This is a genomic window from Halomonas sp. BC04, assembly GCF_000568385.1.
Window position 1 is genome coordinate 1 of the sequence record NZ_AZQX01000009.1, and the last position, 22,732, is coordinate 22,732.

23 protein-coding genes and 3 pseudogenes are annotated in these 22,732 nt (G+C 64.7%); 9 read left to right on the top strand and 17 right to left on the bottom strand.

All coding sequences use genetic code 11. The features are described 5' to 3' along the window. Nucleotides 1–743: pseudogene (locus tag Q427_RS00925) on the bottom strand (DNA topoisomerase); the annotation flags it as partial. Nucleotides 744–910: 167 nt separating this feature from the next. Between Q427_RS00925 and Q427_RS00930 the strand changes: the two are divergent. Beyond that, a complete protein-coding gene (locus Q427_RS00930; protein ID WP_043510291.1) occupies nt 911–2,155 on the top strand; it encodes an ABC1 kinase family protein in 1,245 nt (414 codons plus the stop codon). Between the two features lie 380 nt (nt 2,156–2,535). Then, nucleotides 2,536–4,353, top strand: a complete 1,818-nt coding sequence (locus Q427_RS00935) for an SEC-C domain-containing protein (protein WP_043510292.1) — start codon at nt 2,536–2,538, stop codon at nt 4,351–4,353. 132 nt (nt 4,354–4,485) lie between these two features. Here the strand turns inward: Q427_RS00935 and Q427_RS00940 are convergent. After that, nucleotides 4,486–5,851 (bottom strand): annotated as a pseudogene (locus Q427_RS00940) (AmpG family muropeptide MFS transporter). 173 nt (nt 5,852–6,024) lie between these two features. Here Q427_RS00940 and rfaH point away from each other — a divergent pair. From rfaH to Q427_RS00960, 5 genes are all read left to right on the top strand, one after another. Continuing rightward, nucleotides 6,025–6,564, top strand: coding sequence for a transcription/translation regulatory transformer protein RfaH (rfaH, locus tag Q427_RS00945; RefSeq protein WP_043510293.1), 540 nt, complete (start codon nt 6,025–6,027; stop codon nt 6,562–6,564). 35 nt (nt 6,565–6,599) lie between these two features. After that, the gene (locus Q427_RS00950; RefSeq protein WP_043510294.1) at nt 6,600–7,106 is read left to right on the top strand and encodes an FKBP-type peptidyl-prolyl cis-trans isomerase; all 507 of its coding nucleotides are present in this window, start codon (nt 6,600–6,602) and stop codon (nt 7,104–7,106) included. 146 nt (nt 7,107–7,252) lie between these two features. Further along, nucleotides 7,253–7,369 (top strand): cytochrome c oxidase subunit CcoM, encoded by a 117-nt coding sequence (ccoM, locus tag Q427_RS35885; RefSeq protein ID WP_305038517.1) that lies wholly within the window; start codon nt 7,253–7,255, stop codon nt 7,367–7,369. A 193-nt stretch (nt 7,370–7,562) separates the two neighbouring features. After that, a complete protein-coding gene (locus Q427_RS33015; RefSeq protein WP_081785762.1) occupies nt 7,563–8,045 on the top strand; it encodes a hypothetical protein in 483 nt (160 codons plus the stop codon). Between the two features lie 50 nt (nt 8,046–8,095). Continuing rightward, the gene (locus tag Q427_RS00960; RefSeq protein WP_051496021.1) at nt 8,096–9,190 is read left to right on the top strand and encodes a GGDEF domain-containing protein; all 1,095 of its coding nucleotides are present in this window, start codon (nt 8,096–8,098) and stop codon (nt 9,188–9,190) included. Nucleotides 9,191–9,266: 76 nt separating this feature from the next. Here the strand turns inward: Q427_RS00960 and Q427_RS00965 are convergent, their stop codons facing one another. From Q427_RS00965 to Q427_RS00995, 7 genes are all read right to left on the bottom strand, one after another. After that, nucleotides 9,267–9,713, bottom strand: a complete 447-nt coding sequence (locus Q427_RS00965; protein ID WP_043510296.1) for a group 1 truncated hemoglobin — start codon at nt 9,711–9,713, stop codon at nt 9,267–9,269. Between the two features lie 52 nt (nt 9,714–9,765). Then, nucleotides 9,766–10,626, bottom strand: a complete 861-nt coding sequence (locus tag Q427_RS00970; RefSeq protein ID WP_043510297.1) for a DUF3034 family protein — start codon at nt 10,624–10,626, stop codon at nt 9,766–9,768. Then, nucleotides 10,623–12,962 carry a putative bifunctional diguanylate cyclase/phosphodiesterase gene (locus Q427_RS00975; protein ID WP_043510298.1) on the bottom strand — a complete coding sequence of 780 codons (2,340 nt, stop codon included), beginning with the start codon at nt 12,960–12,962 and terminating at the stop codon, nt 10,623–10,625. Before Q427_RS00975 ends, Q427_RS00970 begins: the two co-directional genes overlap by 4 nt. Nucleotides 12,963–12,971: 9 nt before the next feature. Further along, the gene (locus tag Q427_RS00980; RefSeq protein ID WP_043510300.1) at nt 12,972–13,649 is read right to left on the bottom strand and encodes a methylamine utilization protein; all 678 of its coding nucleotides are present in this window, start codon (nt 13,647–13,649) and stop codon (nt 12,972–12,974) included. Between the two features lie 128 nt (nt 13,650–13,777). Beyond that, nucleotides 13,778–14,425, bottom strand: a complete 648-nt coding sequence (locus Q427_RS36635) for a transglycosylase SLT domain-containing protein (RefSeq protein WP_155833411.1) — start codon at nt 14,423–14,425, stop codon at nt 13,778–13,780. A 4-nt stretch (nt 14,426–14,429) separates the two neighbouring features. Then, complete coding sequence (locus tag Q427_RS00990) at nt 14,430–16,151, bottom strand: proline--tRNA ligase (RefSeq protein WP_043510301.1); 1,722 nt, start codon at nt 16,149–16,151, stop codon at nt 14,430–14,432. Between the two features lie 295 nt (nt 16,152–16,446). Beyond that, the gene (locus tag Q427_RS00995) at nt 16,447–16,839 is read right to left on the bottom strand and encodes a GNAT family N-acetyltransferase (protein ID WP_331280503.1); all 393 of its coding nucleotides are present in this window, start codon (nt 16,837–16,839) and stop codon (nt 16,447–16,449) included. A 341-nt stretch (nt 16,840–17,180) separates the two neighbouring features. Between Q427_RS00995 and Q427_RS01000 the strand changes: the two genes are divergently transcribed. Further along, nucleotides 17,181–17,642, top strand: coding sequence for a hypothetical protein (locus tag Q427_RS01000; RefSeq protein ID WP_231613296.1), 462 nt, complete (start codon nt 17,181–17,183; stop codon nt 17,640–17,642). Nucleotides 17,643–17,819: 177 nt separating this feature from the next. On the opposite strand, the gene Q427_RS01005 is transcribed toward Q427_RS01000, so the two are convergent. From Q427_RS01005 to Q427_RS33035, 8 genes and pseudogenes are all read right to left on the bottom strand, one after another. Then, a complete protein-coding gene (locus Q427_RS01005; RefSeq protein WP_269321182.1) occupies nt 17,820–18,362 on the bottom strand; it encodes a DUF3307 domain-containing protein in 543 nt (180 codons plus the stop codon). Further along, nucleotides 18,320–18,577, bottom strand: a complete 258-nt coding sequence (locus Q427_RS35040; protein ID WP_269321183.1) for a DUF3307 domain-containing protein — start codon at nt 18,575–18,577, stop codon at nt 18,320–18,322. Before Q427_RS35040 ends, Q427_RS01005 begins: the two co-directional genes overlap by 43 nt. After that, nucleotides 18,574–19,221 carry a hypothetical protein gene (locus tag Q427_RS01010; protein WP_043510302.1) on the bottom strand — a complete coding sequence of 216 codons (648 nt, stop codon included), beginning with the start codon at nt 19,219–19,221 and terminating at the stop codon, nt 18,574–18,576. The genes Q427_RS35040 and Q427_RS01010 overlap by 4 nt, the downstream gene beginning before the upstream one ends. 112 nt (nt 19,222–19,333) lie before the next feature. Beyond that, nucleotides 19,334–20,512, bottom strand: a complete 1,179-nt coding sequence (locus Q427_RS01015; protein ID WP_043510303.1) for a vWA domain-containing protein — start codon at nt 20,510–20,512, stop codon at nt 19,334–19,336. Nucleotides 20,513–20,514: 2 nt separating this feature from the next. Continuing rightward, nucleotides 20,515–21,368, bottom strand: a pseudogene (locus Q427_RS01020) (AAA family ATPase). 135 nt (nt 21,369–21,503) lie between these two features. Further along, a complete protein-coding gene (locus Q427_RS33025; RefSeq protein ID WP_231613297.1) occupies nt 21,504–22,010 on the bottom strand; it encodes an MFS transporter in 507 nt (168 codons plus the stop codon). Continuing rightward, nucleotides 22,010–22,189 carry a hypothetical protein gene (locus tag Q427_RS33030; protein ID WP_231613298.1) on the bottom strand — a complete coding sequence of 60 codons (180 nt, stop codon included), beginning with the start codon at nt 22,187–22,189 and terminating at the stop codon, nt 22,010–22,012. Before Q427_RS33030 ends, Q427_RS33025 begins: the two co-directional genes overlap by 1 nt. Continuing rightward, entirely contained in the window at nt 22,186–22,350 is a 165-nt protein-coding gene (locus Q427_RS33035) for a hypothetical protein (protein ID WP_231613299.1), read from the bottom strand. Before Q427_RS33035 ends, Q427_RS33030 begins: the two co-directional genes overlap by 4 nt. Nucleotides 22,351–22,416: 66 nt before the next feature. Between Q427_RS33035 and Q427_RS33040 the strand changes: the two genes are divergently transcribed. Continuing rightward, the gene (locus Q427_RS33040; protein ID WP_231613300.1) at nt 22,417–22,725 is read left to right on the top strand and encodes a hypothetical protein; all 309 of its coding nucleotides are present in this window, start codon (nt 22,417–22,419) and stop codon (nt 22,723–22,725) included. Nucleotides 22,726–22,732 lie beyond the last annotated feature (7 nt).

Consider the following 22,732-nt stretch of genomic DNA (forward strand, 5'->3'; position numbering starts at 1 on the left):
CAGTCGCCCCTGCTCGTCCAGGCGGTGCGTCTCGCCGGGCTGCCACCAGGCGCGCAGCTGGCCGCCCGAAACGGCCAGGTCGGCCCACAGCACATGGAAGGGGTAGGGGACAAAGTCGCGGATTTCGGCGTCGCGGCGGACCACCAGCCCCAGCACCGGCGTCTGCACGCGACCCACGGAGAGCACCCCGTCGTGTCCGGCCTGTCTTCCGGTCAGGGTCCAGGCCCGGGTGAGATTGATACCATAGAGCCAGTCGGCCCGGGCCCGGGATTCGGCGGCCCGATACAGCGCGTGATAGCGGCTGTTGTCCTCCATGCGGGCCAGGGAGCGCGCGACGGCCGGGCGGTTGAGATCGCTGACCAGCAGGCGTGACACCGGCCCCTTCCAGCCAGGTGCTCGATCACTTCCTGAACCAGCAACTGCCCCTCCCGGTCGGGGTCTCCCGCATGCACCACCTCCCGCGCGCTCTTGAGAAGCCGGCGAATCACCGCCAGTTGGCCCCGGGCCTTGGGCCGTGGGGCCAGCTTCCACTGTCTGGGCAGGATCGGCAGGTGGTCCAGCCGCCACTGCTTGTAGGCGGGGTCATAGGCATCGGGCGGCGCCTGCTCCAGCAGGTGCCCGAGACACCAGGTGACCACGGTGTCGCCGGCGTGCAGGGCGCCCTCTTCGCGTCTTGCGCTCTCCGGCAGGGCATCGGCGATGGCCCGGGCGAGGCTGGGTTTTTCGGCAATGATCAGTCGCATGTGAGTGCCACGGAAGTCCAAGGTATGGACATTCTTACAGTAACGGGTAATGTCCGCCAGAGGCTGTCATGATTTCTCGTTGTACAATTCCTGTATCATTGATCTAGCGCTTCGAGATCAACGTTTCGAGGCAACCTTTTCGAGGCAAGCGGAGGGAGAGTGACGATATGCGCGAACGCGGGAGAACACGACGTCTGCTGGGCCTTGGCGCCCGCACGGGTGGCGCCGTGATTCGCACGCGTCTCGGCGGCCAGGCCGACTGGCGTGCGCTGGGTGAAGCGCTGTTCGAGGGGCTCTCCGAACTGAAGGGGCCGGCGATGAAGCTGGCTCAGATCATGGCGCAGTGGGACGATCTTCTGCCGCCGGATCTCGTCGATGAACTGGCCCGGCTCCAGCGGCAGGCCGAGCCCATGCCCTGGGAGGGCATCCGGCGCGTCCTGGTCGAGCAGTACGGTGATCCGGATACGCTCTTTCGCGAGATCGAGCCGCGCCCCTTCGCCAGCGCCTCCATGGGGCAGGTGCACCGGGCGGTGACCCATGACGGCGAGACCCTGGTGCTCAAGGTGCAGTATCCGGGGTTGCCCGAAATCCTCGAGGGTGACCTGGCGCAGGTACGGCGCATGATGCGGCTCGGGCGCTGGCTCAAGGTACCCCAGGCACGACTCGATGCGCTGTTCGAAGAGCTCGCCGCCAGCCTGCGCAGCGAGCTGGACTACCAGGCCGAGGCTCGCGCCCTGGCGCGCTACCGGGAGCGCTATGCGCATCTCGATGGCCTGGTGATTCCCGAACCGCTTCCCGAGCTGTCCGGGCCCCGGGTACTGGCCATGCGCCATGTGAGCGGTACGCCCCTGCGTGAACTGGAGGTGGGGGATGACGCTACGCGCCAGCGTATCGCCACCACCCTGGCCGACTGGCTCACCGAGGAGCTGTTTACCCACCGCGAGCTGCATGCCGACCCCCATGCCGGCAACTTCGCCGCCGACGACCAGGGGCGGCTGGTGATCTATGACCTGGGGGCAGTGATACCGGTCGCTGATGCCCACCTGAAGGCGATGATGGCGCTGCTCGATGCCGCCCTGGTCGACGATCCCATGGCCATGGACGATGCCCTGCGACAGCTCGGTGGACGCCAGGGCCAAGGGGCCCCGCTAGCGCTGTATCGTGAGGCAGCAGAGGCAGTGGCGCCGCTGTTTGAACCGGGCGAACAGGACTTTTCCGACGTGCGGATGCATCGCCGGCTGCGGGAGCTCAGCCCCAAGGTGTGGGCGGCCATGGACAGGCTTCAGCCCCCGGCCGACATCCTGCTGCTTTCGCGCACCCTCAACGGCCACTACTGGAATCTCGTGCGTCTCGGGGCACGGCTGGACATGCATGCCCGTACTCGGCCATTGCTGGAGTGGGCGCGGGGCTGAGGAAACACTGCACAAATGACTGTGCGAGCGAATCGCTGCGTTGCGCGGTGCCGAAGCGTCGGACCGTCGGATCCTCACATATACCCCATATGCTCCGGTTGACTCGAAACCTTCGGTTTCTCGCTCCTCCGGAGCCATCCTGCGGATGTTTGTCGCTTCGCTCGGTTCTGTGCTCCGTGCGCCTTGCGACCCACAGGGATGTGGGAAGTGCGTTGATTCGTCGGGAACGAATCTAGCCGCTTCATCTCGCTCGTCGATTTGTGCAGCATTTTCCTGAGGGGGGTGACCAGGGCCCAGGTGCTCGAACATGCATTTGCAAGCCACATGAGACGGCGCTTCCCTGTTAGAATATGCGGCTTTCGGGATTGGCGGAGACGGCGATGCTGGCAGTATGGGTGGAACAGCTTCTGGGCTTTGCCTCGGGGGCGCTGGCGGCGATCCGTGAAGACGAGCAGTATCCGGCGTTCATGGCCTGGGCACGGGAAGAGGGCGCGGTACTGATGGGCGGCGATCTGGCCATGGCCCAGGCATTGGCCCCAGAGCTGTGGTGTCAGACCCCGCTGGAACGTGCCGACTTTGCCTGCGAGCCCCTGGCGCGCCCGGGGCGCAATGAGCCCTGCTGGTGCGACTCCGGGCGCAAGACCAAGCACTGCTGCGGTGCGGTGTCGATGCCTGCCGACGTGCCGGATCATCTGATGTGGATGCTGTCGCTGCGTGACTGGAAGGGGCCGACGCTCAAGGCTGCCCTCGCGAGCGGGCGCGCCCCGGCCCAAGCCCTGCTCGAGGCCGGCCTGATCGCCGCGGAGACCGGTCAGCGGGGGCGTGCCCAGCAGATTCTGGAGTCGCTGTTTCATCGCGGCGACTGGTCGCGGCTGCCGATACAGGCAGAGCCCGCCTTCGAGCTGCTGGTCGATCTCTATCAGGAGCGTGGCTTCAACCGCAAGCGAGCCGACCTGCTCGACGAAGTGCTGGACCGGGGCCCGTTGTTTCTTCGCGGCGTGGCCCTGGAGCGTCTCTGCCTGATGCACCTGGACAGCGACGACCTGGACAGCGCCAGGGAGGCCTTCGTGCGCGCCCAGCAGGCGCTACCTGACTCACCCACCCTGGCCTATATCGAAGCCATGCTGCTGCTCCACGAAGGCCATGAGCAGGAAGCCGCGGAACGAGCGCGCTTCTGGTTCCGTCGACTGGAGCGACAGGGCGAGCTGGAGCCCGACCAGATGCAGTTCCTGGCCGACCTGGCCGAGAACCCGGGAGCCACCCTGGCCGACCAGTTGCTTAACGCCGAGGAGGACCTGGCGGAGCCCCTGGCAGCGCTGCAGGCCCTGCTGGCCGAGCTGCCGCCGGCGCCGGGTCTTGATATTCGCCACAGCGCCGAAGGCGAGCTGGAATATCACAGCAGTGCCCGTGAGGACACGCTCTTTGCCGCCTGGCAGGTACATTTCGAGGTGGCGGTCGATGAGGAGAGTGCTCTGGGCTTCGAAGGTGAGCCCTGGGTCGAAGCCGGCACCTGGCTGCGCCAGCTCTGTGCCCACCCCGAATGGCTCGATTCACCTCGCGTGGTTCAGGCGCTGGCGTTGGCGCTGACCAGCCGCTTCGGCAGCCTGCCATGGATGTCACCGAGCCTGTTCGAGCCGCTAGCCGACCGGCTGGAACGCTGGCTCGAACGCATCCGTGGCGAGGGTGATGGCCCCTTCCTGTGGGACAGCGCCGACAACGCGGTGCTGCTGCGTACCGGCCTGGCGCTGGTGGTGGGCATGGAACGCGGCGCCCGGGAACGCTCGCGCCGGCTGGCCGAGCGTCTGCTGACGCTGGACGACCAGGACAGCCTGGGGCTGCAGGAACTGGTCCTCGACCAGCTCCTGCGCGAAGGACGTGACCAGGAAGCGCTGGCGTTAACCGAAACACGGCTTGAAGAGGCGCCGGTGCTGGGCATGCTGATGGGGCGGGCGCTGGCCCTCTATCGCCTCTCGCAGGAAGAGGAAGCCGAGGCGGTGCTACAGGAGGTTGCCAGTCATAACCCACATGCCCTGGCCATGCTGTGTGCCGAGAATCCCCGACCCGTGCGCACCGGGCAGGACAGCGTCGCCGAGCCGGGAACCCGCGCCGAAGCCTGGCAGTACCGTACCCTGATGCGCGACCAGTGGCGGGCTACCCCCGGTGCCTTGGCCTGGCTACAGGCCCACCTTTCCCGTTGATTGATGCGGCCTGTTCCGGCAGGCCGCTGCTTTTATCTCTTTCTACTCTTTCTATCCTATCCCTCTATCCCTCTATCCTCGAGACTATCGTGGCAACTCGCGGGCCAAGATGTGCTGTCTATTCGCTGGATGTCAGATGGCCGGGGCCGTGGGACGTGGCACCAGCTCCGGGTCGCGGCTGATCCAGATCGCCAGTGCGATGGCGGGCAGCCCCAGGGCCGTGGCAATGACGAAGAAGGTGGCGTACCCCTCCGCCGCCACCACAAGGCCGCCAAAACCGCTCAAGAACTTGCCCGGCAGCGTCATCAGCGACGAGAAGAGCGCGTACTGGGTCGCCGTGTAGGCCCTCGATGTCAGGCTCGACAGGAAGGCGATGAAGACCGCGCTGGCCAGGCCATTGGCCAGGTTGTCGCCGACGATGGCCATGACCAGCATCGGCAGGCTCTGGCCGGCCAGTGCCAGGGCGGCGAACAGCAGGTTGGTCAGGGTGGCCGCTGCCGCGCCCAGTATCAATATCGGGCCGATACCGTATCGCGCCACCAGCAGCCCGCCCAGGATTCCGCCGCTGATGCTCATGGCGATACCGAAGACATTGGTCACATTGGCAATGGTGGCCAGCGAAAAGCCCAGGTCGATATAGAGCGGATTGGCCATGGATGCCATGGCGAGATCGCTGATGCGGAACACCGCGACGAACACCAGCAGCCAGAGCGCCTTGAGCCGATGGCGGGAGAGGAAGTCGGTGAAGGGGCAGACCACCGCACCGATCAACCAGGCACCCAGGCGACGCAGGTGGCGCGGCTTGCCGCGGCTGGCGCGAATGAAGGCTCGCACCTTGGGCTCATGGATCAGCTGTGTCGTCAGGGAAAGGCGCTCCGGTTCGGGACGCACCAGGACCGTGATCACGCCGATACCCACCAGGGCGGCCATGGTCAGGTAGGCGGCCTCCCAGGAGATCCACGACGCCACGTAGAGGGCGCCGGCACCGGCTGCCAGCAGGCCGCCGCGGTAGCCGATGATATAGGTCGACGCCATGGCCGCCTGGATATCGTCCGGGGCGGACTCGATGCGAAAGGCATCGATGGCGATATCCTGGGTGGCCGAGCCGAAGGCCACCAGCAGGGCAAAGGCAGCCACCAGCATCAGGTTCTGGTTGGGGTCGAGGCTGGCGAGCCCGATGAGGCCGGCGGCGATCATGGCCTGGGCCAGAAGCATCCACCACGTCGCTGGCCGAACCGGCGGGTCAGCATGGGCAGGGCAAGGCGGTCCACGATGGCGCCCAGAAGAACTTGATGGAATAGAGGATCCCGATCCAGGAGAAGAAGCCGATGGCAGCGACCTCCACCCCGTCGCTGCGCAGCCAGGCGGACAGGGTGGAGAACACCAGCAGGAAAGGAAGTCCGGCGGAGAAGCCCAGGAACAGCATGGTGATCACGGGCGCGCGCAGGTAGATGGCCATGGCGGAACGCCAGCTGCGACGGGCGATGGGGGTGGACATTCGGTATGCCGCTCCTTTTGGCTCGGTAGCCCCGGGCGGGTGGGCCGCCCGATAACGCTCAACGATGCTAGAATGACCACCGCTCGGCGGGGCGAGCGGCAGGCAATGGCTGTCCGATTGTTGCAGAGCCCCGACAGCGATACCAGCAGGATATCTCGATCAGGAGCCCCTTCATGAGCGATTCCACATGCCCACCGGTCGACGCCGAGGATGACCTGCCGCGATGGTACGTCATCCAGTGCAAGGGAGGAGAGTCCTTCCGTGCCGCCGAGCATCTGGGAAACCAGGGCTACGACCTTTTTCACCCGGTGCTGGAGGTGCAGAAGAAGCGGGCGGGAAAGCTGGTCTGGTTGAATGAACCGCTGTTTCCCCACTACCTCTTCATTCGCCTGGACCGCGTGGCCAGCAACTGGCGTCCCATTCGTTCCACCCGTGGTGTACTGAAGATCGTCACCTTCGGCGACAAGCCGCTGCCGGTTGAGGATGCCCTGGTCGATACGCTGCGCGAGAAGGGGGTCGAGGACCAGCACGCCACCGCCAATGTCTATTTTCGTGCCGGCGAAATCGTCGAGATCACCGAAGGTCCCTTCAAGGACCTGCAGGCGGTGTTTTCCAGCCACAAGGGTGAGGAGCGCGCCATCGTCCTGCTCAACCTGCTGAACCGTCAGCAGCGACTGGTACTGCCCGTGGCCCAGCTGCGCCCGCAGGACTGAGTCGGGAACACCCTGGATTACCGAAGGAGAAAGCCATGACAATCGCCCCGCAACGGGTCGTGACGCTGCACTATGTGCTGAGCGACGAACAGGGCACCGTACTCGATGACTCGCGGGCCCGTGGGGTTCCACTGGAGTACCTGCATGGTCATGACAACATCATGGCCGGATTGGAGCGTGCTCTGGAAGGGAAGCAGGAGGGCGCTCAACTGACGGTGACCCTGATGCCTGCCGAGGCTTACGGGCTGCGCAACGAGGCGCTGGTACAGGAAGTGGGCCGCGCCGCCTTTCCCATGGATGACCTGGCCCCCGGAATGCGCTTCCAGACCCCCGGGGACGACGGCCCGCAGATCGTCACCATCCTGGATGTCGCCAGCGACACGGTGCGAATCGACACCAATCATCCGCTGGCCGGCCGCACCCTGCACTACCGGCTCGAGGTCCTTTCGGTGCGCGGGGCGAATCGTGCCGAATTGGCCAAGGGTCATCCCCTGCCGCCGGATATCGATGCCTCCCAGGTTGAGGACCGCAAGGTCCCCTGAGAATGAAAGCGTGGCAAAAACTGACCTGCATCAAATTCGGAGCCATGCCGGAGGGCAGGCAGATACAAAATTGATACAGGTCAGTTTTCCCCCGGTGTTGACGCGCTACAGTTCAGTCATCGCATTGGAGACGGGGAGAGAACACCATGTACTGGGATGACGCAGTTATTTTCGGCTTGGTCACCGTCGCAATGATGATCGCATTCATGGCAGGTTGGGTCGGTTTCGTGATTCGCGACCATCGTCGCAAGAAGAAGCACTGAGCCAAGCTGCACAGCAAGTCGTCAGGGGAGGGGGGATTTTATCCCCCAGTAGCCGGCCCGTCAGGGCCGGCATTTTTTTGTTTCATGGTAGACTCTGCCTAAATCCCGCAACAACAAACTTTAACAGCAGTCCGTAACAGCAATCCGCAAGAACAAGAAACCAGCGTGACAACCTGAACGACGGAGGGAGCCCATGAGATCTTCGCGACCTTTCATCTGTCTGGCGGCATGGTTGGCAGCAGGCCTGCTGTTGTCCACTCCCGTGGCGGCGGCCAGTCCCGACCGGATCGTGTTGCAGCACAACGGGGAGGAGATCTTTCTCTCCGTGGATGCGCTGCGCGAGCAGGCCGATGTCGAGTTCACCTTCTTCGACCCCTACCTGGCGGAAGAGGTCGCGATACGCGGCCTGGTGTTTCGCGATCTGCTGGCAGCCCATCTCGGTGGCGTGCCGGAGACCCTGCACTTTTACGCCTGGGATGACTATGACGTCGCCCTTGGTGGCTGGGACGATGACAACTGGATCCTGGTCACGCACCAGGATGGCGAGCCCCTGTCGCTGCGTGATCGGGGCCCGGTACGCCTTGTCGAGCGCGACTACGGTGACCGCGCCCCTGCGAACCTGCGCAACTTCAATGACTGGGTCTGGATGATCAAGCGCATCGAGTCGGTGCCGTGAAACCAGCCCCACGCTGGAGACGGCACCTGGGGTGGCTTTGGCTCAGCCTGATGAGCTTTACGCTCTTGATGCTGCTGATCACCTACCAGACCCGCTGGGTCTATCCCGAGATACACGCCTACTTCAGTCAGGCCGGCAACCTGACCGGGCAGCAACTGGCCACCCGTTCGAGAGAATACCTGCAGCAGAGCCTGGATATCCTGCTGGTGGATCCCGTAGACGAGGAGCGCCGGCATCAGGCACATTTCCAGCTGGAGCTGGCTTACAGTCTCTTCGATATCGGCCTGTATCGGAACGAATACCGCTGTACGCGGCCGAGTTTGGCCGCACTTGATGAGATGAAGCAGCTGTTGCGCTCGGAAGCGGGTGTCTTGCCCCAGGACCTGCGGCAAGGCCTGTTGGACCCGATCCGCTGTCTCACCGACATCGAGATGCATCAGCTGGATCGGCGCAGCAGTGTCACGGCATCCTTCGTCGAAGATACCCGGCGGCACCAGGGTCAGGTATTGATCGGCAGCCTGGTGATCTTCCTCATGGGCCTGGTCTTCTGGTGGATGCACGAGCGACATCGGCGCAGTGCCGAGCGTGCCACCCGGGAAAGCCTGGCATGGATGGCGCGTGCCCTCAGCGACCCGCTGACGGGCGTCGGCAATCGCAGTGCACTCCATCAGGAGGTACTGGCCTGCGAGGGTCAGCCCTTGGGGCTGATTCTGATCGATATCGACTTCTTCAAGCAGTACAACGACTGTCTCGGGCACCCCGACGGGGACAAGCTGTTGCGGCACTTGGCACGGTTGATCGACGAGACGCTGGGTGGGCAGGCACGACTCTACCGAATGGGAGGCGATGAATTCGCTGCCCTGATCGACTGTGCTGACGATGGTGCACTGGCAGGCCACTGTGAACGGCTGGTAGGGGGCCTGCGCGAGGTGGCCTTGCACCATCCTGACCATCCCGGCTCAGCCATCGTCACCTTCAGCGTCGGGGCGGCACGCTTCATCGCTGGCCAGGCCGGTTTCGATGCCGGCTATGCCGCCGCGGACCAGGCCCTCTACAGGGTCAAGGCCTGCGGGCGCGATGGGTGGCAACTGGCACAAGCACAAGAAGTCTCCGACAGCTGCGACATGAAACTCCAAGGTAATTGAGGCTCACGCCATCAGCCTGGGGGCGAGTCTTCGCTCGTCCTGTCATTCAGTACCTTGCCGGTTGATTGCCGCTACGTCAGGAGGTCGGCGGTCGGGTTTGATAGCGCATGATCTCACCATGTAACGGCGCCAGGCGCCGCAGCAGCCTGTTGCGCGCCCCCAGAGGAATCCCCTCGTCGATCATGGCCTGCTCCATATGGCCCACCAGGCGGTTGAAGTCGGCGTTGTCGATGCCCATGTGCTGATGGGCGCGATCCATGGGCGGGCCCTGGTAACGGCAGGGGCCATCAGCCAGGTCGCATAGCTGCTGCTCCAGTGAAGCGACGAAGTGGTCGATATTGGTGTGGGTGAAGAAACCAATGAGCTGTGGGTCGTCGGCGATGCGATACATGAGGCTTTCGACCACCGTGGCCACCCCCGGCTTGCCACCGAGCTGCTGGTAAAGCGTGGGTTCGGCCGGGCGTTGAGCGCAGCCGCCCAGCAATAGCACCATTGCAAGGGCTGTCGTCCACAGGGCTTTCATGCGCTTTTCTCCAGTAACACTCATCACCAAAATGACTCAGCACCAATAGGACTCAGAATGCGAGCTGTATCGATAGATAGCCGCCGCGCTGACGCTCGAGCCCGGCGATCGAGCCAAGGTCCAGTGCGGCAGCCGTCAGCGACAGGTGGGGGCTGAAGAAGTAGGCCGAGTAGAGGCTGCGCCAATCGTCTTCACGGGCAAAGGAGAGGTTGTCGGGCATCTGCCGATATTCCGCCCCGACGACCCAGCGCCGGGTCAGGAAGATCCCGGCCGCGCCTTCTGCTACCAGTGAGCGTCCCCCCTCCCTATCGCCCCCAAACCCCAGCAGGCCACCCTGGTTGGCAGACGTCGAGCGCAGGGTGAGGTTGAGCAGCAGGTTTCGCTCGGCCACGGCAGCAAGCAACAGCTTGCTGCCGCTCAGGTAGATGTCGCTACCCCGCGTGTCGGTGGCGCCCACTGCCAATGGCAGGGTGCCGTCCTCCAGTTGCTTGTGTTGCACCCCCAGGCTCCATATCCCCCAAGGGTGGTAGATCAGGTCACCGATCAGCCGCAGCTTGGCGCCCGCGACCTGCTGCTCGAGGCGACCGCCCAGCGTGTCCAGGTCAAGGCGCTGGCGAGCAAGACTGAGTTCCAGGCGGTCATGCAGGTTGAGGGCAACACCGCCCACCGTCAGTCGATAGTCCCTCAGCGGGGCGACGCTGGCGAAGGCGGTTGCGGCCAGTTCGCCCTCGCTGGCGTTGCCCGCCAGGACACCCCATGGCGATAGGCCGCCACCGGCGGCCCCCTCGACCTGGCTGACGCCGCCGGTGGCGAGCAGGCGACTGCCGGCGAGGGCGGGGCCGGTGATCAGGCACAGGGCGAGGAGTGCACTGGCTAGCATCCATGCCGGCAGGACGGAGCGGCAAGTCGTCATTTGGCATGCCCCATCGAGGAGAGGGGGAACGGATTATTGCCACCTAGCCATTCGATCACGCTGTCGGCGGGCAGGGGGCGAGCGATCCAATACCCCTGGAGGAAGTCACAGCCGTACTCCTTCAGCAGCGCCGCGCTGGCGGCATTCTCGACCCCTTCGGCCACGATGCGCAGCCCCAGGCTGTGGCCCATTTCGATGGTGGAGCGCACGATCGTGGCGTCATCGTCTTCACTGTCGAGCTGGAGGATGAAGGATTTGTCGATCTTGAGTTCGCCAACCGGCAGCCGCTTGAGCTGTGCCAGCGAAGAGTAGCCAGTGCCGAAGTCATCAACGGATATCGTCAGGCCCGCCTGCCGCAGCCGGTTGAGTGAATGGCTGGCCAGGGTCGCGTCCTCCATGACGGCGCTCTCGGTGATCTCGAGGCCTAGCTGGTCAGCTTGCAGGCCATGGTGGCGGAGATGGTCGAGCAGCAGGTCGGCCAGGTCGGTGTCGACGAGGTCCGCGGCGGAGAGGTTGATCGCCACGGAGAGACGCTGTCCCTGGCGCTGCCAGGCGGCAAGCTGGCTGCACACGGACTGGAACATCCAGCGGCTCAGCGGCCGAATGTTTCCGGAGCGCTCGGCCAGGGTGATGAACTCATCGGGCGGAATAAAACCGAGTGAGGGATGCTGCCAGCGCATCAAGGCCTCGAACTCCACCACCTCACCGTTACTGGCATCGATCTTGGGCTGGTAGACCATGTGAAGCTGATCGCAGGTCACGGCGTGCTGCAGGTCGCGAATCAGTGTGAGCTGGCGCAGGTGCTCCTCGTCCTGGCCCTCGAGATAGCGTTGGTGGCGTTGGTGTCGAGCACTCGCCGTATGCAGGGCGATATCGGCCCGGCGCAGCAGCAGGTTTACGTCGTTGCCATGGTCAGGGTGATTCGCTTCGCCAACGAGCAGGTCCGGATGGATCGGTGATCCATTGAGGTCGATGGGTTGCGAAAGCCCTGTCAGAAGTGATTCGACCCAGTGGTCATCGCATGCCGAGACCTCGACCACCAGCAGGAATTCGTCCGTACCGAGGCGGTAGGCGTTGCGCACGGGGGGCGGAAGGTCTCTAAGGCGCTGGGCCAGAGTGATCAGCACCCGATCGCCGAGCGCGTAGCCGAAGGTATCATTGATGCGCCGGAAATCGAGTATCTCCATGCGCAGCAGGCTGAACCGGGTCTGCTGGCGGATCAGGGCCTCAGTATCCTCCTGGGCCGAGCTGCGATTGGGCAGGCCGGTAAGCCGGTCGTGGCGAGACTGATGCAGCAGGGTCTGTTCGCGCTGGCGAATGTCCTCCTGCATGGAGAGCAGCGTATCCGCCAGAAGTCCTATCTCGCCATGCGGGGTCACATCGACGCTTTTCAGGTTCTGCCCCCGGCCGATATTCCTGGCGGCATCGGCCAGCACGCTCAAGGGGCGTCCCATGCTTCTTGCGCTCCAGGCCGCCAGAGCCGCGGTGAACAGTAGAATCACGGCAAGTACGCCGCCCAGTTGCCACTGCAGGTCGCGGTAGGCGCCGAGCAGGCTTTCACGGGATGCCTGGACGACCGCATAGGTCTGGTTGCCGGCATCACTTTGCAGAAGCTTTGCACGAGTCAGGTAGCGATCGTCCTTGGTGAAGGCACTCGTCTGGAGGAAGCGTCCGGAGGCCAGCTCGGCGGTGAGTCGGTGGGAGGCTGCGGCATCGAGGTTTTCGCGCGACGACACTCGATGCCCGGGTTCTCCGCTATCACGATGGGTGATGAAGCTGATGTCCAGTCGGGTCAGTGAGTGGATCTCGCTGGCCAGCGCCTGGTCAATCATGAAACCCATGCCGACCCAGCCGATCAGGTTGGGGGCGCGGACCGGCAGCAGCACGAACTCGTAGGGCTTGCCCTCATCGATAACCACTTCGACGGCTGCTCCGGCTGCCCTTGCCTGTTCCCAAAGCGTGGGGAAGGGCATGGCCGCTCCCTGGGGGTGATGGCTGCTCGCCAGCAGTGTGCCGTCGAGGTCGCTGAGCAATACCATGTCGGCACCGGCGCGGTCGCCGTGATTGGCGAGTACCGACTGCAGTGTGCCGGTATCCCGGGTGGCGACAGCACTCTTGAAGCCGAAGTCATTGGCGAGGATCTCGACGTTGTTTTGCAACAGTCTGCCGCGCTCATCGAGCACCTGATCCAGCACCCGGAGCCCGACACCCAGGTCGCGGTCGCCTTTTTCCAGCGCATCCTGGGAGATGGCGCGCAGCAGGGCGCCGCCGGTGACCAGCTGCGACACCACCACGACCAGCAGCATCACGACCAATAGGCGTAAGCGGAATGTCATATCGCCATCTCAGTTCTGCTCGGCGTGCTGTTGGGCGGCATCGCGGAAGCGTTGTTGCAGGGGGGAAAGCGTCTCTGGCGGTGGCGGCGTTCCCTCAAGCGACAGCGACACCGTCAGTGATTGATCGTTCTCCACGCTGCCTTCCCACCATTGCTGGTGCGTATCCGATAGTTGAGGATGCCAGACGCGCACATTGTGGTTGCCTGTGGGCAAACCACCCAACTCGGCCAGGCCATCGTCTGCGGTGACGGCGACATGCAGGGCATCGCTGACCACGATGAAGGCCTGCATCTGATCATGAATGTTGCAGCCCAGCACCACGACACCGGTACGGTCGAAGTGCACCGGTGGCGGTGTCTCTTGCAGATAGAGCTCAAGGTCGAAGGTCTTTGCCGGGGAGAATGAGTAGACGTGATGCCGGGTGGTGTCGCGGTTGGGAAAGCTTACTGCACTACCGGTAGGAATGACCGAAACGTGGGGGTGGAAGGCCGCATCACGCTGCATGACCTCGGCAGACTGCGTCGGCTCCGCTGTGCCGGTCTGGATCTCGACCACGGCATTCTCAAGCGGCTCACCGCTGTCCGCATCGATGATGACGATGCGGGTGGCCTGTGCGGCAGGGGCCACTAGTCCCAGGCAAAGAAACAGCCAGGCGGCCCTGGCGAGTGTGCCGCGCGGGTGGATCATGGAGGGCTCCAATGGCTGAGAATCGTCGGGACATGTTGCCTATTCCATATCGGCAGGTACGCCTGGAATCTTGAACAGGGTTGCTAAGTTTCAGCGCGCAATCCACCAGTGGCTGCGCCAGGCGGCCATCACCCGTTCCGGATACCAGGTCTGGCCCAGGCTGCCATTGTAGCGGGCAAGTGCCGGGTGAGGTCGCCGCGCTCCACGGCCAGGTAGTGAGCGAGGATGGTGCTGCCGTAGCGCAGGTTGAGCCAGGGGTCCTTGAGTTCATCCGCCGGACGGCCCAGCTCGCGAATCCAGAAGGGCATGATCTGCATCAGCCCCACGGCGCCGGCCGAGGAGACCGCATCGGCACGAAAGGCGCTCTCCACCTGGATCACCGCGAGGATGATCTCCGGCGACAGGCCGGCCAGTTGGGCCTCGTGATAGATGCGTCCCAGCATCTCCCGGCGCAGTTCGGCATCCGAGACGTAGCGGGCCAGGCGCGGCTCCATCGTGTTCATCCACTGGCGTGCCGCCCACACCGATTCCGCCGGCAGCTCCGCCGTGGTGACCGCGTCGAGGGTGGCACGCAGCGTCGAGGGAATGTCCGGCAGTACCTGGACACGGGGCGCCGTCGTCCGGTTGTTCGTCGGCGAGTTGCTCGCCGGCTGGGTGTTCGTAGACAGCGCACCGAGAAAACCTGCCTCATCGGCGTCCGGCGTCTGGTTCGCCCAGGCGACGCCGCTCGGCAGGACGATCAACCCTGCCAGTAGCCAGGCGGCAAGCGGCGGCATTGGCCTAGCCTTCAAACCGCTGGCGCAGGAACGCGAGGATCTGCTCAGCCGGCACCATGGTCGCTTCGCTGTCGCGACGCCCCTTGTACTCCAGCTCGCCCTTGTCCAGGCCCCGGTCGCCCACCACCAGGCGGTGGGGTATGCCGATCAGCTCCTGATCGGCGAATTTCACGCCCGGGCGCAGGTCGCGATCGTCAAGCAGCACGTCGAAGCCGGCGGCGGTGAGTTCGGCATAGAGACGCTCGGACTCCTCGCGGACCCGCTGCGACTTGTGGGCGTTCATCGGCACCAGGGCAATGTGGAAGGGTGCGATGGCATCGGGCCAGATAATGCCGCCTGCGTCATGATTCTGTTCGATGGCGGCGGCTACTACACGGGTCACGCCGATGCCGTAACAACCCATCCAGGGGTGGGTAGCCTTTCCGCTGTCGTCCAGCACCGTGGCGTTCATGGCCTCGGAGTACTTCTTTCCCAGCTGGAAGACGTGGCCCACCTCGATGCCGCGCTTGATGGAGAGCGTGCCCTTGCCATCCGGCGAGGGGTCGCCCTCGACCACGTTGCGCAGGTCGGCCACCTGGGGCAGGGGGGCGTCGCGCTCCCAGTTGATGCCGAAATAGTGCTTGCCGTCGACGTTGGCGCCGGCACCGAAGTCGCTCATCAGCGCCACGCTGCGGTCGACGATGATCGGCATGTCGAGATTCACCGGGCCCAGCGACCCCGGGCCGGCACCCACCACGGCACGGATTTCCTCCTCCGTGGCCATGGTCAGCGGCTCGGCCACTTCGGGAAGGTTCTCCGCCTTGATCTCGTTGAGCTCATGGTCGCCACGCACCAGCAGGGCGATCAGGCCGCCCTCGGCGGCACGCACCATCAGCGTCTTGATGGTCTTCTCGATCGGCAGGCCATGCTGCTCCACCAGGGCTGCAATGGTCCTGGCATTCGGCGTCTCGACCAGGCGCAGATCCTCGCTGGGCGCGGGGCGCTCCGGAGTGACGCCCAGCGGCGCCGGCAGGGCTTCCGCCTTCTCCATGTTGGCGGCGTAGTCGGACTCGTTGGAGAAGACGATGGCGTCCTCACCGGAGTCGGCCAGCACGTGGAACTCGTGGGAGTCGGTACCGCCGATGGCGCCGGTGTCGGCCAAAACCGGGCGGAAGTCCAGGCCCAGGCGGGTGAAGATGCGCACATAGGCATCGTACATCGCCTGGTAGGTCTCCTTCAGGGAGGCCTGGTCGATATGGAAGGAGTAGGCATCCTTCATGATGAACTCGCGGGAGCGCATCACGCCGAAACGCGGGCGGATCTCGTCGCGGAACTTGGTCTGGATCTGGTAGAAGTTGGCCGGCAGCTGCTTGTAGCTTGCCAGCTCACGGCGCATCAGGTCGGTGATCACCTCTTCGTGGGTGGGACCGACGCAGTAGTCGCGCTCGTGGCGATCCTTCAGCCGCAGCAGCTCGGGGCCGTACTGCTCCCAGCGGCCGGACTCCTGCCACAGCTCGGCGGGCTGCACCGCCGGCATCAGCACCTCCTGGGCGCCGGCGCGGTCCATCTCTTCACGCACGATACGCTCCACCTTGCGCAACGTGCGCAGGCCCACTGGCAGCCAGGTGTAGAGGCCGGAAGTCAGGCGGCGGATCATGCCGGCACGCAGCATCAGCTGGTGGCTGATCACTTCGGCGTCGGCGGGGGTTTCCTTCAGGGTGGCGATCAACAGTTGAGTGGCGCGCATGGGTCCGGCGTTTCCTTCCAGCTGGGCTTGGCATAAGTCGGCGTGCCGCGACGGCGGCGTTTGGGGCATTGTACGGGCAACGGGGAATGGCGGCAAAAGGGCATGACGGAGATCAGGACACCCGCCCTTGATGACGAGGGGCGCCGGGGGCAGGGCGAAGAGGAGGTCATTTGCCAGGGATGGCAAATGTAGCGCCCAGGGATGGGTTTACAGCGCCTCATCGACGGTCCGGCGCCCCGGGCCCTGTCGACGGAGCAGCCCCGAGTGACGAAGCCAACCGCGATTGCCCTGGGTGTTATCCCAGCGACTTTAGCCAGAACACCATCGGCTTGTCGGTCTCCTCAGGCTCGCCGATATCCTTCCAGTGGAAGGTGGTGGCGAGGGCCGGATGGCGTTCGTAGCCGCGAGAGCGCCAGAAACCGTGCAGCGGCACGTAGCCTTCCGGTTTCAGCGGGTGGTCGTCGGGGCGTTCCACGGCACAGAAGGCCACGGTCGAGAAGCCGCGCTCGCCGGCATGCCGTTCCCGCGCCTGCATGAAGGCCTTGCCGATGCCGCGGCCGCGGTAGCTCGGCAGTAGTACCGACTCGCCATAGTAGAAGACGCTATCGATATCGAAGCCGGCTCGCTCGAAGGGGGCGCGAAATTCTGCCATGTCGGCGGCCAGCGGCATGCCGGTGGATGCACCCACCAGGCGTCGCCATCGAAGGCCAGCACGAACAGGCTCTCCGGGCACTCCGCATAGCGGTGCAGATAGTCGGCCTCATAGGCGAAGTCGCCGTCGTAGAGATAGGGAAAGTCGCGGAAGACGCGCATCCTCAGCCGAGCCAGGTCATCGAGGCGGGGCGCGATGGCGCTCCCCTGGCAGGTGCTGATGGCGATCTCGGCCATGGCTGCCTCCGTGAGAAAGGTAAACGATTGTATGAAGTCGGGCTATGGTAAACTCGCTCCGATTTTGCCTCTCGGTACCCGGTGCGGCAATGCCACGGTGCCGCTGACATCCCTATCCGGAGACCCTGTCATGAGCCTCTCATGAGCCCCGCCATGCAGCCCAGGCTTCGTCATTCTCGGCTTCGCCGTGCCATGAACGGTCTGGTGGTCGGCATCACCGTCACGGCGCTGTCAGGTTGCGGGACCCTGTTTCATCCCGAGCGAAAGGGACAGATGGACGGTCGCATCGACCCCGTGGTGGCCATCGCCAATGGCGTTGGCCTGCTGTTCTTTATCCTGCCGGGGGTGATCGCCTACGCGGTGGACTTCTCCAATGGCACCATCTATCTCCCCGGCACCCAGACCGCCGATGTGGATGTGATGCCCCTCGACGAGAACATGGATGTCGCTGCACTTGAACGGCTGCTTTCCGAGAAGACCGGCAAGCCGGTCAGCCTCGACAGCGAACTGTTCGTTGTCAAGGAAGTCGAGTCACTCGATGAGGCCCTGGCCCTGGTTCGCATGTCCGGCATCAACGACAGTGAGCGCCTTTCGACGATGTAACGGTCGGCCTTGTGCCAACAACGCTTCATAGCAACACGCCACCCCTTGGGTGGCGTGTTGCTATGGAGATTCCAGCGCCGAGAGTTCATCGGGCCGGTAGCGTGCCAGCAGTGCCCAGAGGATCGTCTCGGCATCGGGCCGATTCTGACCGTGTGTTATGCGTGGGCGTCACCGGTTTCAACGTTCCAGCAGCAGTCTAAGCGTCAGGCCCAGCACCAGGGTCGACGCCACGCTCACCAGGGTGCCCAGCAGCACATACTCGGTCAGCTTGCGATCCTTCGTGTCGCGCAGGTCGCCGTAGCGCAATACCGACTTGGCAGCGAGCAGGAAACCCACCGCTGTCAGCTGGTCGAGCAGCACCAGGGAGAGCACCAGCAGTCGTTCCAGCATGCCGATGCGGGTACCGGCCTGGGCCAGGGTGCCGGTATCCTCCAGCTGGCTGCTCCAGCGTTTCATCACCATGGCGATGGCGAACGAGAAGGGGCGCGTCACCAACAGGTAGGCGGTCGCCACGCCCAGCACCGTGGGCGTGAGCAGCCAGGCGCCGAGGGCTTCGAGTGGGGCCAGGCTGCCGAGCCAGGCCAGCCACAGCACGCACAGCACCAGCAGGTGCAGCAGCTGGTCGAGCAGGAACCAGCGCAGCCGGCCCGCGGGCAACTTCGCCTTGCCCAGGTCGATCAGCCAGTGGCTGGCGGCCACCGCTGCGGTACCAATGAGCACTCCCAGCGGACCGGGGGAGCCCGGCAGCAGCCAGGACGCGACCAATAGCACCAGGCGGTCAGGCCAGCATGCACCAGCACGTGATAGAGCAGGTGGCGCGAGCGGTGCAGGCGACGCACCCGCTCGTCGACCCAGAGGCGCGGTTGCAGCAGGAAGTCGCCAGCCAGGTGAGCCAGTACCAGCCCCATCAGCAGGGAGAGGTCGTTGGAGGTCATGGCTGCGTATCCTTTTCCGCCAACCGCTCGCTCAGGTAGGCCAGGGTATCGGCCAGCAGCGGCCAGCGGGCGGCACGCAGCCGCTTGTGCACGCTGGGCTGCTTTATCCCCAGATGGTCAGCCATGGCCTGCTGGGAGGTCTCGCTCGCCATGCTGAGCCTTACCACCTCGGCCGAGTAGCGCGACCAGCTCGCCACCATGTCGTCCAGATAGCGGGTCAGCAGGGCCAGGCTACCATCGTCCGTCTCGTCGAGCAGTGCCAGCGACAGGTGCGCACTGCCCTCGCTCAACCCGTCCAAGTCGTGGCCGGAGCGCACGAACGGCTCGCTGTCTGCGGTGGCGAGCCGGCCGTCGTCGGGCCAGCCTGTCGGCCCTACCGCCACCGCAATGCGGGCGTCCCAGCGTTGGTCGTCCTCGGAGTGCTCAATCAGTGCCGCACGCAGGGCGATAGCCACCTCCATGGCGGCTGCGGCCTTGGGCAGGGCCAGCTGAAAGCCGTCGCCGCGGAAGCGTTCGCCGCGACCGCCGTGGCGGGTGGCCAGTTCGGCCAGGATATCGTCCAGCAGCGCATAGAGCCGCTGGCGATCCGTGATCTTGCGCGAGTCGATCACATCGCCGGTCAGCACGGCGATTCGCTGGGTCATGGCAGGCGCTCCTGAGAGGGTCAACTTCATCATAGCCGAAAAGGGCTATTTAGCAATGAAATACCCCTTAGGGGCTATATCTGTGTGTTATCGCCCTGCAAGGCTATCGTGCTCAGCGAGCCAGTTCACGCATGGCCTCTTCCAGCCCCTCCAGCGTCATCGGGTACATGCGGTCGTCGATCAACTGACGGATCAGCTGGGTGGAGTGGGTGTACTCCCAGGCCCGGGGTGGCATGGGGTTGAGCCAGGCCAGCCGGGGGAACTTGTCGGCCAGCCGCTTGAGCCACACGCCACCGGCTTCCTCATTGAAGTGCTCGACGCTGCCGCCCGGGTGGGTGATCTCGTAGGGCGACATGGCCGCGTCGCCGACGATCACCACCTGATAGTCGCTGCCGTAGGTATGCAGCACGTCCATGGTGGGAATGCGCTCACTGGTGCGGCGATGGTTTTTGCGCCAGACACCCTCGTACAAGCAGTTGTGGAAGTAGTAGTGCTCCAGGTGCTTGAACTCCGAGCGCGCGGCGGAGAACAGCTCCTCGCAGACGCGGATGTGGTCGTCCATGGAACCGCCCACGTCGAGGAACAGCAGCACCTTCACCGCATTGTGGCGTTCCGGGCGCATGCGCACGTTGAGCAGGCCGGCGTCCCGGGCGGTGTCGCGGATGGTGGCGTCCACGTCGAACTCCTCCGCCGCGCCCTGGCGGGCAAACTTGCGCAGCCGCCGCAGCGCCATCTTGATATTGCGGGGGCCGAGTTCGAGGCTGTCGTCGTAGTCGCGGAAGCGGCGCTCGTCCCACACCTTGATTGCACGGCGGTGGCGCGAGCCATCCTGGCCGATGCGGATACCCTCGGGGTTGTAGCCGTAGGCGCCGAAGGGGCTGGTGCCGCCGGTGCCGATCCACTTGTTGCCTCCGGCGTGGCGCTCCTTCTGCTCTTCCAGGCGCTTCTTGAAGGTCTCGATCAGCTTCTCGAGGCCGCCCAGCGATTCGATCTGCGCCTTCTCCTCCTCGGAGAGCTGCTTCTCGAATTCCCGGCGCAGCCAGTCGTCGGGAATCAGCGCCTCGATGGCGGCGTCGAGGTTCTCGAGCCCCTCGAACCAGGCGGCGAAGGCGCGATCGAAGCGGTCAAAATGCCGCTCGTCCTTGACCATCACGGTGCGCGCCACCTGATAGAACGCCTCCATGTCGGCGAAAACCACGCCGTGTTCGACCACGGCGTGAAGGTCGAGCAGCTCGCGTAGCGACACCGGCACGCCGGCACGCTTCAGGGTCTCGAACAGGCCAATGAACATCCTCAGCGCCTCTGGTTGCCTTGGCGACGCAGCATGAAGGCCAGCCGCTCCAGCAAATGCGTGTCCTGTTCGTTCTTGACCAGGGCACCGGCCAGCGGCGGAATTGCCTTCACCGGGTCGCGTTGGTAGAGCGCCTCCCGGGCCAGGTCGTCGCTCATCAGCAGCTTCAGCCAGTCCACCAGCTCCGAGGTGGAGGGCTTCTTCTTCAGCCCGGGGCCTGGCGCAGATCGAAAAACACCTCCAGCGCCTCGCCGACCAGCTTCGGCGCGATGTCGGGGAAGTGGACGTCGACGATCTGCTGCATCGTCTCGCGATCGGGGAATTCGATGTAGTGGAAGAAGCAGCGGCGCAGGAAGGCGTCGGGCAGTTCCTTCTCGTTGTTGGAGGTGATGACGATGATCGGCCGGTGGCGGGCGGCTATGGTCTCGCCGGTCTCGTAGACATGGAATTCCATGCGATCCAGCTCCTGGAGCAGGTCGTTGGGGAACTCGATGTCGGCCTTGTCGATCTCGTCGATCAGCAGCACCACCCGCTCGTCGGCGGTGAAGGCTTCCCACAGCTTGCCGGGCTTGATGTAGTTGGCGACGTTCTCCACGCCTTCGACGCCTAGCTGCGAATCGCGCAGGCGGCTCACCGCGTCGTACTCATACAGGCCCTGGGCCGCCTTGGTGCTGGACTTGATGTGCCAGGTGATCAGGCGGGTGCCCAGCGAGGCCGCAAGCTCTTCGGCCAGCAGGGTCTTGCCGGTGCCCGGCTCGCCCTTGATCAGCAGAGGGCGCTGAAGGGTCACGGCGGCATTCACCGCCTGCTTGAGGGCATCGGTGGCCACATAGGTGGAAGTCGAATCGAAAGCCATGGTCCTGCCTCAGCGTCAAGTAGGGTAGGGGGAGGTCAAACAAGTGTACGGAAGGGCGAGGAAAGGAACAAACCCTACGGGTAGCAGCCAGGGGCGGCTGCAGGTGACGAGATGCCACGCAAGATAAGCCGGCGCTCAGTCAAGGCTACGGCGGCTGGCGACACGACGCCCCAGCGACCAGCCCAGTATCGACAGCGCGACCAGCAAGATGAGTGGCAGCATGGCCAGGTTGAGGGTTTCCCAGCTCAGCCGATGGAACAGCTGCCCCGACATCAGCGAGCCGACGGCAACCAGCGAGAAGATGATCAGGTCGTTGATGCCTTGCACCTTGCCCCGTTCCGTTTCGGAGTGAACGGTGGAGAGCAAAGCACTGCCGCCGATGAAGAGGAAGTTCCAGCCGACCCCGAGCAGTACCAGGGCCATCCAGAAGTGGCCGATGGTCTGGCCCAGGTTAGCAAGCAGCACGGCCACGGCGAGAAGCGCCGCCCCTGCCAGCAGGATGCGGTCCACGCCGAAGCGGGCGATAAGGCTGCCCGTGACGAACGACGGGGCGAACATTCCGAGCACGTGCCACTGCATGATGAAGGCAACCTGGCTCATCTCGAAGCCCGCCGAGCGCATGGCCAGTGGGGTGGCCGTCATTACCAGCACCATGATGGCGTAGCCACGGCGCCGGCCAGCACCGCCACCAGGAACGCCGGCTGTGCGGCGATGGCCGCCATGGGGCGGGAAAGGTCGCCGGGCTGCGGTTCGCCACTGGCCGGCACGCGCAGTTGGGACAGCAGCACGATGGCCACCAGGGCCATGAGGGCAATGATCATATAGGGGGCGCCCGAGGGCACGCCGGCGACCCAGCCAGCGTGACGCTGGCGTTCCACGGCCCCAGGAAGGCGGCGACCACCCCGCCGGCCATGACATAGGAGATGGCGCGGCTGCGAAAGGCGGGGCTGGCCACGTCGGCGGCGGCGAAGCGGTAGTACATGGCGAAGCCCTGGTAGAGCCCAGCAGCAGGTTTCCGGCGCAGAACAGCCAGAACGAACCCGCGGCAATGGCGGCGAAGCTGAGCATGCCGCCACCCACGCCGCCCACGGCGGCCCCGGTGATGAAGCCCTGCCTTCTGCCCACCCGCTTCATGAACAGCGACGCCGGTAGTGTGGAGATCACCGTGCCTACCATCATCAGGGCAATGGGCAGAGTGGCCAGGCCCGGGTCGGGGCTCAGCTGCTGGCCCACCACGCCACTCAGCGTCATCACGGTGATGGCGGCGATCATGAACAGGGTCTGGCCGGTGACCAGAATGGCCACGTTGGCCTTTTCGCGAGGTTGTGCCGGCATGGCTAGTACAGGCCCAGGTTGAGGTCTAT